The organism is Azospirillum sp. ST 5-10, assembly GCF_051225715.1.
Taxonomy (GTDB): Bacteria; Pseudomonadota; Alphaproteobacteria; order Azospirillales; family Azospirillaceae; genus Azospirillum.
This window is the reverse complement of the sequence record NZ_JBPJSP010000023.1, coordinates 52,239-63,932: the sequence shown is the minus strand read 5'-3', so window position 1 is coordinate 63,932 and position 11,694 is coordinate 52,239. Positions and strand designations below refer to the sequence as shown.

Genomic DNA, 11,694 nt, shown 5'->3' with positions numbered 1-11,694 from the left:
CGGCGGGCGGCCTCGCCCCGGCCGGAACCTTCGCACCTGCAGCATGTTGCCTGCGTGATCGTCCTCGCAGGGAGTTCCGCCGTGAAACCGACCCCGACCGGCCTGTGGCTGTCCTGGGCCAACCGCGCCGCCGCCATCTGGATGCAGACCGCGATGGCGGTCGCCCGCCAGCAGCAGGCGGCCATGCTGGCGGCGCTGCAACGGCCCCCCGCCGGTCGGCGACGGCGCCCGCCACGCCGTCGGGGGCGCGATTAGCGGCCGTCGGTCCTGGCCGCCAGCTGGTCGTCGGCCTTCAGGTGCGACACCAGGCGCCCCTCGACCCAGCGTTCCAGCGCCTCCGGGTCGGCTGCCGCCGCCACCCCGGACAGGGCGTTCAACTCGGCGGCAAGCGCCCGGTGCTCGCGCCGGTGCTCGGCCAGGAACGGGCTGCCGATCTCCGCGAAATACGCCTCTTCGTCGCGGAAATGGGTGACGGCGTAGAGGCGCAGCGCGGCGAGCGCGTTCCTGACCACCGCGTCGCCCTTGCCGCGGCGGAGCGCGTCGGACAGGAGGTTGGCCAGGTCCAGCAGCATCCGGTGCTGCGAATCGATGGTGGCGTCGCCGATCTCGTATTCGGTGCGCCAGGGGAAGCGCGGCCGGTCCGCGGACGCCGGCCGGCGCGGCGTCAGCCGGGCGCCGCGCGGCACCGCCGTCCGCGGCACGGGAACGTTGCTTGAGGTCATGATGCCCGCTCGCTGCGGATCGGTTACGGGATGGGAGCAATCGGCTTTCTCAACTCGCACGGGCGGGTTAACAAAGGGTATCCGCCACTGAGAGAAATCGCCGCACCCACATCCCGCCATTCACTTTTGAAAGCAAAATTCCTCCCCGGGACCGTTCATGTCCCGCCTCATTTCCGTATCGAACGCCTGGGTCCATCGCCGCCGTCAATACAAAGAACAGATCGAGCAGAATTGTTGGCATCTTATTGTTTTGTTGATCGCGGAAACTCTCCATTAACCCCATGAGCCGAACATGGAGGAGGCGCAGCGATGCCGGTCGCGACACGGTGGAACGGTGCGCAGCTGCGATCCCCCTTGCCAGAGGCCGTTCGCATGACCCGACGGTGGAACGGTTCGTCCCTCGACAGCGCGCCGCAGGCGCAGCCGGACGGGCATGCCCCGCGGGCGCCGCGGGCAAGCCCCGGCGGGCCGGCGATCCCCACCCCGTGCTTCGACACGGTGACGGGCGTCTACAGCCGTCCGCTCCTGGTCGACGTCCTCGCCCGAATCCTGCAGCGCTGCGACGTGACGGGGGCTCCGCTGGCGGTCGTCGACATCGACATCGACCGCTTCCGCATGATCAACGAGGCGTTCGGCCAGCCGTTCGGCGACGCGGTGCTGCGCGACGTGGCGCGGCGCCTGGCCGGATGCCTGCGGCACGACGACGTCCTGGCGCGCATCGCCAGCGACGAGTTCGCGGTGATCCTGCCGGCCGTCGGCGGCGATCTGGAGGAACGGGTGGCGGCGCTGGCGGCGGCCATCGAGCGTCCCTACGCGGCCGAGGACGGGCGCATCGGCCTCTCGGCCTGCCTCGGCACGGCCCGCTTCCCGGCGGACGGCGCCACCGCCGAGGAGCTGCTGGAGCATGCCGGGGCCGCCTTGGCACGGGCCAAGGCGCGCCGGGCGCGCGCGGCGGTCCACAATGGCGGCGGCCCCGCCGAGGCGCGCGACCGGCTGCTGCTGGAAGGCCGGCTGCGCGACGCGCTCGACGGCGACGCGCTGACCATCCACCTGCAGCCCCAGGTCGGCCTGTCCAGCGGCCGGCTGTGCGGCGCGGAGGCGCTGGTGCGCTGGACCGACGGCGCGGGCCGGCCGGTGCCGCCGGACCGGTTCGTGCCGCTGGCCGAGGAAGCCGGCCTCATCGCGGCACTCGGCGAACGGGTGCTGCGCGCGGCCATGACGACCGTCGCCGGCTGGCAGCGGCTGGCGTCCCGCCCCTTCGCGGTCGGCGTCAACCTCTCCGCCCTCCAGTTCGCCGGCTTCGGCCTGGAGGACCTGGTGTCCGGGTTGCTGGAGGAAACCGGCGTCGATCCCGCCTGGATCAAGCTGGAGCTCACCGAGACGGCGCTCCTGGAGGACGCCGAGCACACCTGCGCGCTGATGGAGCGGCTGCGCGAGCGGGGCATGCGCTTCTCGCTCGACGATTTCGGGACCGGCTTCTCGTCGCTCAGCCACCTCCACCAGTTCCCGATCGACGAGATCAAGATCGACCGCTCCTTCGTCGCGCGGATGGCCGGCAGCGCCGCGCATCGCTGCATCGTGCGCGCCGTCATCGAACTCGCCCACGACCTCGGCAAGACGGTGGTGGCCGAGGGGGTGGAAACCGAGGACCAGCGCCGCGCGCTGCACGCCCTCGGCTGCGATTCCGGGCAGGGTTACCTGTTCGACGCCGCCTTGCCGCCCGACCGCTTCGCCGAACGCTGGCTGGCCGCCGTCCCGGCCTGACCGGCGCGGCCGTCCCGGCCCGACCGCCGGGACCGCTCAGTGGCCCCCCTCGAAGGACGGGGCGGCGACGCCGGAGCGGTCCAGTTGTTCCATCACCATGCGCTTGAGGCGCTCCAGCCCCTCGGCGTCGCGCGCCTCGGCGCGGGCGACCAGCACGTCCTGGGTGTTGGAGGCGCGCAGCAGCCACCAGCCGTCCGGGGTGGACACGCGCACGCCGTCGATGTCGTTGACCTGCGCCCCGGCCGCCTGGAGGCGCGCCTTCACCTCGTCGACCACGGCGAACTTGCGCTCCTCGTCCACCTGGAAGCGGGTCTCGGGCGTGTTGACGAGCTGCGGCAGGCGGTCGCGCAGATCGGCCAGGGTGCCGCCGGAGCGCGACACCAGCCCGATCAGGCGGATGGCGCAGTAGAGCGCGTCGTCGAAGCCGTACCATTTGTCGGCGAAGAAGATGTGGCCCGACATCTCGCCGGCGAGCGGCGCGCCCAGCTCCGCCATCTTGGCCTTGAGGAGCGAATGGCCGGTCTTCCACATCAGCGGCGTGCCGCCGTGGCGGGCGATCTCGTCGAACAGGCCCTGGCTCGCCTTGACGTCGGCGATCACCGTCGCGCCGGGATGGGCGCGCAGCACGTCGGCGGCGTAGATGGCGACGAGCTGGTCGCCCCACACCACCCGCCCCTTGTGATCGATGGCGCCGATGCGGTCGCCGTCGCCGTCGAAGCCGATGCCGAGGTCGCAGCCCTCGGCGGCGACCGTGCGCTTGAGGTCGGCGAGGTTGGCCTCGACGGTCGGGTCGGGATGGTGGTTGGGGAAGTCGCCGTCGATGGTGTCGAACAGCCGCACGTGCCGGCCGGGCAGCCGCCCGGTGAGGCGGCGCAGGATCTCGCCGGTGGCGCCGTTGCCGGCGTCCCAGGCCACGGCCAGGTCGCGGGGGCCGTCGTAGTCCCTGAGGAGGCGGGCGACGTAGGCGTCGCGCACGTCGACCGCCTCCGCCGAACCGGCGCCGACGGCGTACGCCCCGGACGCGGCGATCCGGCCGATCTCCTGGATGGCGTCGCCGTAGACCGGCCCCTTGCCCAGCATCATCTTGATGCCGTTGTACTCCGGCGGGTTGTGGGAGCCGGTGATCATGACGCCGGCCGACGCCTCCAGGTCGCGGGTGGCGAAATAGAGCATGGGCGTCGGCCCGAGGCCGACGCGCAGCACCCGCAGGCCGGTCGAGGCGAGCCCCTCCACCATCGCCGCCTCCAGCGCCGGCGAGCTGTGACGGCCGTCGTAGCCGACGCACGCCGTCGTGCCGCCGCCGCGCACGACCACGGTGCCGAAGGCGCGGCCGACGGCGCGGGCGTCGGCCTCGCTCAGGGTGCGGCCGACGATGCCGCGGATGTCGTACTCGCGCAGGACCGTGGGGTGGAAGGTGTGGGCCTGGGTCATCCTCGTCGCTCCTCCGGGTGGGCCGGCACCGACATGCCACGCCCGCCGTCCCCTGGCAAGGGGACGGCGGGCGTCGGACGGGAGCGGGTCAGAGGAGCTTCTTCAGCGCCTCGCGCACGGTGTCGGCCATGTCGGCCCGGCTCAGGGCGTGGGCGACCGTCGCCTCGATGAAGCCGACCTTGTCGCCGCAGTCGAAGCGCTTGCCGTCGAAGCGCAGGCCGTGGAACGGTTGCCGGCCGATCAGGGTGGCCATGGCGTCGGTCAGCTGGATCTCGTTGCCGGCGCCGCGCACGCCGCGCTCCAGGTGCTCGAAGACCTCGGGCTGCAGGATGTAGCGGCCGATGATCGACAGGGTCGACGGCGCGTCCTCCGGCTTCGGCTTCTCGACCAGGCCGCGGACGGTGGCGAGGCGCCCGTCATCCTTCTCGACGTCGAGGATGCCGTAGCGCCGGGTGTGCTGGCGCGGCACGTCGACCACGGCGACGACGTTGCCGCCGACCTCGTCGTAGGCCTCCACCATCTGCTGCAGGCACGGCTTGTCGGCGAGCACGAAGTCGTCGGGCAGGATGATGGCGAAGGGATCGTTGCCGATCACGGCGCGCGCGCACCACACGGCGTGGCCGAGGCCGAGCGGCTGCTGCTGGCGGGTGTAGAAGCAGCGGCCGGGAGCCAGCTCGCTGTGGCGGACCTCCTCCAGCGCGGCGGTGTTGCCGCGCTCCTCCAGCGTCCGGTTCAACTCGGTGTCGGCGTCGAAATGATCCTCGATGGCCCGCTTGGAGCGGCCGGTGACGAACACGAACTCCTCGATCCCGGCCGCCCGGGCCTCCTCCACCGCGTGCTGGAGCAGCGGCCGGTCGACCAGCGGCAGCATCTCCTTGGGGATCGCCTTCGTGGCCGGCAGGAAGCGGGTGCCCAGACCAGCGACGGGGAACACGACCTTACGCACGGGTTTCGGCATGGTGCTCTCTTTTGGTTTTCATCACGAACCATCGGCCGTCCGCCAAACGGACGGCGCCGATCCGGGTTTCTGCCACAGCGCGCCGGCCGCGCGCAACACGCCCTTCCGGCCTGTGGCATATGGTCATGTGTGTAATAACAAGTCTTTCGCTTGGTTTATCTTCGCTGCGAGGTAGGTCGAACCGCCATGGTCGGGATGAACTTTCATCATCAGACGACGGTGGGCCTCCTTGATCTGTTCGGCGCTGGCGTCCGCTTCGACGCCGAGGATGTCGCGGGCCTCCTCCACCGTCATGGCGCCGTCGCCGCGGCGCGGCGGCGCGCCCCCGCCGGCGCGGCCCTGCGTGCCCGACCGGGCCCCGGCGGCGTCGGCCGCGGCGTCGTCCCGCCAGCCGGGATGGCTGCGGTCCAGCCACGCCTCCAGCACCGCGGCCGACTGCGCGTCGTCGCGCCGGCAGGCGGCGTGGAGCTCCAGCGCCTCCGTCCGCGACAGATCGTCGAGCGTCCGGCCGCGCAGCGGGCCGTGCCGCACCTCGCCGGCCATGGCGCCGCTGTCGTGGTCGAGCGTCATGCGCAGGTAGAGGGTCTCCACCTGCGACGTCCGGCCGGCGGTCGGCCCGCGCGCCGCCTTGGCCTGGCGGCGCTGGGTGCGCCAGTAGTGGACGATCGGGAACAGGAAGCCGGCGATCGCCATGGCGGCGCCGAGGCGGCCGAGGACGGTGAGGATCACCAGCACCACCCCGGCCAGGGCGACGCCACCATAGCGCAGGGTCTGCGCCAGCGTGCGCGGATCGGCAGCGACGAAGCCGCGCATGGCCAGATAGAGGCCGACCGCCAGCCCCAGCCCGAGGAGGATCAGCGGCACCACGGCGGCGGCCCCTCAGCCGCCGGCGGACGGGCGGCCGACCTGGCTGGTCAGCAGCCGCACCGTCTCGCTGCCGCGGCGGCTGAAATCCTCCAGCGCGGCGCGGCCGCCGGCGGCGTAGACCGCGACGGCGCCGAGCAGGTCGCGCAGCTGGCGGGCGGAGGAGCGGTCGAACGGGCAGTAGGCGCCGCCGGTCAGCCGGGCGATCGCCTGGAAGGCGCGCCGCGCCGCCGGATCGCCGCCTTCATGGAAGAGGAAGGCGGGCGTGCCGAGCAGCCCCAGCTCGCCGGCGAGCTGGGCCAGATGGTCGATGTCCTCCTCCATGCAGTCGCCGACGAAGACCAGGGCGTTCACCTTGTCCGCCCGGCTCTCCTTGAGCGCGTGCTTGAGGACGCGGCCGATCTGGGTCTGGCCGGCGAGGCAGCGCACCGCCGTCATGCGGCGCAGCAACTCGTGGGCGTTGCCCATCCACGGGCTCGCCCGGCATTCGCGGAAACCGCGGTAGTAGACGAGCTGGACGTCGAGCCCGCCGAGGTCGGCGGTCACCTCGAACATCTCGCCCTGGAGCTGGCAGGCCTGGTCCCAGGTCGGCTCGCGGCTGGCCGTGGCGTCCATCGCGAACAGCAGCCGCCCGCGCCGTCCCGCGACGGCCCGCGGCGGCGGCACCGCGGCCACCTGCCGCAGGAAGGCATCCACCTCGCTCTGCGACGAACGCTGTGCGGGCAGTCGGTCGTCGTCCGCCATGCCGAGTCTCCCTGCTACGCCCCGGTCTGTTGGAGATAGGACGGCAGGCGGCTGCGAACCAGTGCGGCGGACCGCGTCAAGAGGGGTGGCGGACGGCGGAGGTCACTGGCTCAGCGGCAGCGCCACGCGCACGCGGAAGCCGCGGCCCTCGCGGTTCTCGGCCTGGATGCGGCCGCCGAGCGCCTCGACGTTGCGGCGCACGATCCACAGGCCGATCCCGAAGTGGGTGCCCTCGGCGGTCTGCCCGGTCGGGTCGGCCTCGGGCATGCCGCGGCCGGGTTCGCGCTGGGAGAAGTAGCGCTCGAAGATGCGCGGCAGGTTGGCCGGATCGACGCCGGGCCCCTCGTCCTCGACGGTCAGCACGGCCGACCCGTCGCGCCGCGCCAGGCGGACGTGCACCGTGCCGCCGGGGGGCGAGAAGCTGACGGCGTTCTCCACCAGGTTCTCGATGACGGTCTCCAGGATGTCCTCGCTGGCCCGCACGGTGAGCCGCCCCTCGACGTCGGAGCGGATGTGCAGGCTGCGCTGGGCCAGGACGCCGGTGTAGCTGCCCGCCATGCGGTCGACCAGACCGGACAGATTGACGCGGCGGCGCGGCGGCGCCAGCAGGTCGGCCGTCGCCTCGTCCATCCGGCGGGCGAACGACACCAGCCCGTCGAGCTTGTCCAGCGACTTCTCGATCATCGTCAGGGCGCGCTGGCAGCGGGTGTCCTCCTCCGCGACGGAGCGGCGCAGCGGTTCCACCGACTGGCGGATGACGGCGATCGGCGTCTTGAAGGCGTGCGCGTTGTCCTCGGCGGCGCGGCGCAGCGAGGCGGCGGACTGGCGCAGCGTGTCGACCAGCCGGTCGAAGTCTTCGGCGACGCCGGACAGCTCGGGCACGGTGTTGCGCTCGGCGAAGGATTCCTCGGGCGACTCGCCGCCGCCGATGTCGCGGGCGAGCGCGCGGAAGCGGTGAAGGTTGCGCCACACCTCGAGGAACACGGCCAGCACCAGGACCGCCATGACCACGTAGATCAGCGCCGCCGCCTGCACCGAGGCGGTCCGCCAGTAGGGCTGGCCGAGCGAACTGCCGATGTAGGCCTCGGTGTTGTGGCTGGTCACCAGGGCCCAGCAGCCGAAGCGGGTGTGGATGGGGATGACGGAGGTCACCACCTCCGGCGCGCCGGACGAGCGCGGCACCCACGTCGCCATGGGGAAGCCGCCGGCGCAGGTCTGCGACAGCTGTTCGAGCGCCCCCTGCTCCTGCAGCTGCCGCCGCTCGGTGTCGAGATAGGCGGTCGACACGGCGGGGGCGGCGCCGACGTAGAAGAAGCCGTCGTCGCCGCCGATGGCGGCGGGCCGCACCAGCAGGCGCAGGCGCAGCCCGTCCCCGGCGAAGCGGCCGAGGAGGTCGCCGACCTGCGGCAGGGACGCGCGGTCGGCGTTGCTCAACTGCGGCTCCAGGGCGCGGGCGATCAGCGTGCCCCGCTGCTGCGCGCTGTGCAGCAGCAGGGCACGGTTGGCGTCGTCCGCGCGCTCGAGCTGATCGTAGATCAGCACGGGAACCGCCAGGAAGACGACGGTCAGCAGCGCCAGCCGGCTGGCCAGCGAACGCCACAGCCATCGTGCCCTTCGTTCACTCCGCCGCAGCGGCAGCGCCATCGACCAGGCCACCATCGAGCTCCTCTCCCCGTCCGGCCGCCGCAGCACCGTTCCCCCAGCGGTAGCCGAAGCCGGGGTAGTTCTCAATGCAGTCGAACGTCTCGTCGATGGAGCGGAACTTCTGGCGGATGCGCTTGATGAAGGCGCGGACGTTGGCGCGGTAGCCGGACGGGCCGTAGCCGGCCATGAAGCCCTTGCCGTGCACCAGATCGTAAATGTCGCGGTAGGACACGTCCTCGTCCGGGCGCGTGGCCATCAGGCGGACGATGTTGAACTCGGTCAGCGTGAGGTCGACGCGGGTGCCGGCCCACAGCGCCCGGCTGTTCTCCAGCCGCAGCTCCAGCCGGCCGAGACGGTAGACCGACTGGCATTCCTCCGCGACCATCGCCGGCTCGGCCTCCTCGGCCCCGCCCTTGGTGCCGTCGAGGATGAGCGCCATGCGCTTGAGCAGGATCGGCAGGCTGCGCGACTTCTCGACGAAGTCGAGGGCGCCGCCGGCGAGCGCCGCCTCCTCGTAGATCTGGTCCGACAGCACGGTGAGAAAGATCACCGGCAGGTCGATGCCGCGGGCCCGCATCTGGCGCAGGACCTCGATGCCGTCCATCTTCGGCATGCGCCAGTCCAGCAGGACGATGTCGGCGTTGCCGCCCTCGGCGAAGAAGTTGAGCGCGGGCTCGCCGCGATCGAAGGAGACGACGTCGAACCCTTCGTCGGCCAGGTTCAGGCCGAGGGATTCGCGGAACAGGTCGTCGTCGTCGACGAGGGCGACACGCACCGGCGTGGTGCCGCCGGCGGTTGCGCTAGCGTTCGTCACGGGCGTCATCCCAGGCTTGGGCGAGGAGGCGGGCGAAGCATCGGTCGTCGGCATCACGGACATTGTCGCTGCTCTTCATGTCGTAGGAGAGGGCACGGAAGTCCTGCGACGTCATGTCCATGAAGAAGAACACCCGCAGCGTGCAGGCGCCGTCGGCGTACCGCCACACCTGGGCGGGCGCGTCCTCTTCGGTCGCGGTGGGACTTCCCAGAAGGCGTCGGGTCTGGCCTTGGTCCAGACCGACGAGCGTGTCGGGGGCGATCGCCCCGGTGGCCGCCAGAGCGACTCCGGGCGTCGAGGTCGTCGGGGTTTCCGGCGTCTTGGCGACGGCGGCGGCCGGGGCTCTCGCGGCGACCGGCTTGGGAGCGGGTTTGGTGGCCGGTCGGGGTGGCGTGGCCGTGGGGGCCGACGCCGTCCCGGTGCGCAACGACGCGCCGTCCTGCTGCATCGTCGCTCCGGGGCAACCGGTCAAGAGCAGAACCGAGACAAGCAACCCGGGCCCGCGACGCCAGACCGACCGGTCGGTCCTGGTCTCTTTGCGCGGACAACCCGTCATGGTCATGGAAGCGGTCATGGACCCGGGCCTTTCAAAGAATTACTGTTGCTTGTTCCGGCGGCCGCTCGCGAACCTTCGTTTGCGCCCCGCGTCCGGTGACCCGAATTTCTGTCGATGCTGGTTAATGCGGGGTTAAACAGCGACAGGCTACCACCATTTTGCAGGCTTTTCAGGACATTTTTCTGGCAGAAGCGGGACCAACAGCGGACATGGCGCAAACAAGCGTCGAGTTTCGATTGGATTTTATGGTGCTGGATCAACCAGTTTTGCGGCGATTTTGATCCGCCCCGCGTGAAATGCGAACTCTCGGGCGCTCATGCGCATCGCGGTCGTGGGCGCACGCCGGATGGCCGCGGGTGGCGCGGCACCGGCGGCGGTTCGGGCGTGCAAGGTGGGAGATCCCGGCGGGCGGCGGACAAAACTTCGGCGGCGGGACCACCCGGGTATGGTCCCGCCGCCGTTCAGTCGGATGGGCAACGTGGCGTGAAAAGCCGTCCGCTTTCGGCTGCCGCTCCCGGCCGGGGCGGCATCCGGAGCCTGCGACGGCCGGACGGTTGCCTCTGGCGATCCGACCGTTCATCCGGCCGGCCGCGTGGCCGGTCGGCGTCGCGTGTCCGATGCTGTCTGTCGCATCATCGTCACGGCAAGAAGCGTGCACCCATCGAAACGCGCCGTCAATAGGCGGAACGCCGCACAAACAGGGGGGTCGCGCCGGCCGGATTAGGCCGATCGGCGAAGCGCGGCCGGCGGACGGGCGGGCGGACGGGCCGGCGAACGGAATGCGCGCGCGGGCCTGCGGCACCGGGGTTCCACGGCCCGCCGCCGCTTGCGGCGCCGATCGACGGCGCGGCATCCCCCCTTCGGAGTCCCTCGCCTTTCGGGCAGTGACTGACCGGAACCCCCACCCCTGGCCGGTGTTAACGCATCGAGTTTTCGCGTGGCGGCGCGGCGCTGCACATCCCGCCCCACCGCAACGATAAGTCCGTGAGGAGGATCAGCATGGCAAGGCGCGAGACGTCCGACATCGGCGGGGCGGAGCGGAAGGCCCGCGAGGCGATGGAGCGGGCGGAGCACGAGGCGGGTCGGATGCGGGAAGACGCCGCGGACCAGGGCCGCCACATGGTCGGCTCGGCCCGCGACCGCATCCGCACCCTGTTCGAACAGCAGTCCCACCGCGCCGCCGACCAGCTCGGCGGCGTCGCCCACGCGCTGCACCAGGCGGCGCAGCAGCTCGAGGAGGAGAACCAGGGGCCGGCGGCGCGCTACGTCGACACCGCCGCCGAACGGGTCGAGCGGATGGCCGACACCCTGCGCGACTCGAGCGTCGACGACCTCGTCGGCATGGTCGAGTCCTACGCCCGCCGGCAGCCGGAAATCTTCCTGGGCGCGGCCTTCGCCGCCGGCTTCCTGTTCTCCCGGTTCGTCAAGAGTTCGGGCGAGCGGCGCTACGGCGGCGGCGCGCCGGCCGCCGGGCGTCGCACCGGCTACGCCGGCTCCTACGGCAGCTACGCCCCGGCCGGCGCCGCCGGCAACGCGGCGCACGGCCCGGCCGGCTACGCGCCGACCGGCACCCGGCCCGCCTACCCCGCCACCACGCGCGGCGCCACGTCGGCCGCCGCCGGCCGGCCGGCCGGGGCGACGACGGCCAATCCGGCCCATGTCCCGGACGAGACGCTCGGCCCGACGCCGGCGCTCGGCGCCCGGCCGGACAACGGCACGCCCCAGGGGATCAAGCCATGAGCTTCGCCGAAGACCGCACCTACCACGACCGGCCGCCGCGGGCGGAACGCTCGGTCGCCGGCCTGATCGCCGACCTGGCGCGCGAGATGTCGAATCTCGTCCGTGCCGAGGTGGCGCTCGCCAAGACGGAGGTGTCGCACAAGGTCGGCGCCGCCGCCGGCGGCGTCGCCTTCCTGGCGGCGGGCGGGCTGATCGCCTTCGCCGGCTTCCTCTATCTTCTGGCGGCGGCGACGATCGCGCTGTCCGCCGTGGTGGAGCCCTGGCTGGCCGCCCTCATCGTCGGCGGCGTGGTCCTGCTGATCGGCCTGGCCTTCGTGATGGCCGGGCGCAGCCGCCTGAAGCCGGCCAATTTGCAGCCCGAGCGCACCATCGAGACGCTGCGCCAGGACAAGCGCTGGGCGCAGTCGCAACTCAGCCGCTGAGGGGCAAACCGAACGAACCGGTCGCCCGCCGGACC

Annotated in this window: 12 protein-coding genes; 4 read left to right on the top strand and 8 right to left on the bottom strand. The window is 72.0% G+C overall.

Annotated elements, in window-relative coordinates:
• Positions 1-81 precede the first annotated feature (81 nt).
• Positions 82-255, top strand: a complete 174-nt coding sequence (locus ACSBPG_RS22350) for a hypothetical protein (RefSeq protein WP_435539431.1) — start codon at positions 82-84, stop codon at positions 253-255.
• Here ACSBPG_RS22350 and ACSBPG_RS22345 read toward each other — a convergent pair.
• On the bottom strand, positions 252-722 hold the full coding sequence (locus tag ACSBPG_RS22345) for a bacteriohemerythrin (protein WP_435539430.1): 471 nt from the start codon (positions 720-722) through the stop codon (positions 252-254). The two genes, ACSBPG_RS22350 and ACSBPG_RS22345, sit on opposite strands and share 4 nt — an antisense overlap.
• Before the next feature lie 372 nt (positions 723-1,094).
• On the opposite strand from ACSBPG_RS22345, the gene ACSBPG_RS22340 reads away from it, so the two are divergent.
• Complete coding sequence (locus ACSBPG_RS22340; protein ID WP_435539429.1) at positions 1,095-2,486, top strand: putative bifunctional diguanylate cyclase/phosphodiesterase; 1,392 nt, start codon at positions 1,095-1,097, stop codon at positions 2,484-2,486.
• A 36-nt stretch (positions 2,487-2,522) separates the two neighbouring features.
• Here ACSBPG_RS22340 and pgmG read toward each other — a convergent pair whose 3' ends face one another.
• The 7 genes from pgmG to ACSBPG_RS22305 form a co-directional block, all read right to left on the bottom strand.
• Positions 2,523-3,917 (bottom strand): phosphoglucomutase/phosphomannomutase PgmG, encoded by a 1,395-nt coding sequence (gene pgmG / locus ACSBPG_RS22335; RefSeq protein ID WP_435539428.1) that lies wholly within the window; start codon positions 3,915-3,917, stop codon positions 2,523-2,525.
• An 88-nt stretch (positions 3,918-4,005) separates the two neighbouring features.
• Entirely contained in the window at positions 4,006-4,875 is an 870-nt protein-coding gene (galU, locus tag ACSBPG_RS22330) for a UTP--glucose-1-phosphate uridylyltransferase GalU (protein ID WP_435539427.1), read from the bottom strand.
• A gap of 123 nt (positions 4,876-4,998) precedes the next feature.
• Positions 4,999-5,742 (bottom strand): DnaJ domain-containing protein, encoded by a 744-nt coding sequence (locus ACSBPG_RS22325; protein ID WP_435539426.1) that lies wholly within the window; start codon positions 5,740-5,742, stop codon positions 4,999-5,001.
• A 12-nt stretch (positions 5,743-5,754) separates the two neighbouring features.
• Positions 5,755-6,483, bottom strand: a complete 729-nt coding sequence (locus tag ACSBPG_RS22320) for a VWA domain-containing protein (protein ID WP_435539425.1) — start codon at positions 6,481-6,483, stop codon at positions 5,755-5,757.
• 102 nt (positions 6,484-6,585) lie between these two features.
• Positions 6,586-8,142, bottom strand: a complete 1,557-nt coding sequence (locus ACSBPG_RS22315) for a sensor histidine kinase (RefSeq protein WP_435539424.1) — start codon at positions 8,140-8,142, stop codon at positions 6,586-6,588.
• Positions 8,102-8,950, bottom strand: coding sequence for a response regulator transcription factor (locus ACSBPG_RS22310; RefSeq protein WP_435539423.1), 849 nt, complete (start codon positions 8,948-8,950; stop codon positions 8,102-8,104). Before ACSBPG_RS22310 ends, ACSBPG_RS22315 begins: the two co-directional genes overlap by 41 nt.
• Complete coding sequence (locus tag ACSBPG_RS22305) at positions 8,928-9,515, bottom strand: hypothetical protein (RefSeq protein ID WP_435539422.1); 588 nt, start codon at positions 9,513-9,515, stop codon at positions 8,928-8,930. Before ACSBPG_RS22305 ends, ACSBPG_RS22310 begins: the two co-directional genes overlap by 23 nt.
• Before the next feature lie 981 nt (positions 9,516-10,496).
• Here ACSBPG_RS22305 and ACSBPG_RS22300 point away from each other — a divergent pair.
• Together ACSBPG_RS22300 and ACSBPG_RS22295 are read left to right on the top strand one after the other, a co-directional pair.
• Positions 10,497-11,237, top strand: coding sequence for a hypothetical protein (locus ACSBPG_RS22300; protein WP_435539421.1), 741 nt, complete (start codon positions 10,497-10,499; stop codon positions 11,235-11,237).
• Positions 11,234-11,659, top strand: coding sequence for a phage holin family protein (locus tag ACSBPG_RS22295; protein WP_435539420.1), 426 nt, complete (start codon positions 11,234-11,236; stop codon positions 11,657-11,659). Before ACSBPG_RS22300 ends, ACSBPG_RS22295 begins: the two co-directional genes overlap by 4 nt.
• Positions 11,660-11,694 lie beyond the last annotated feature (35 nt).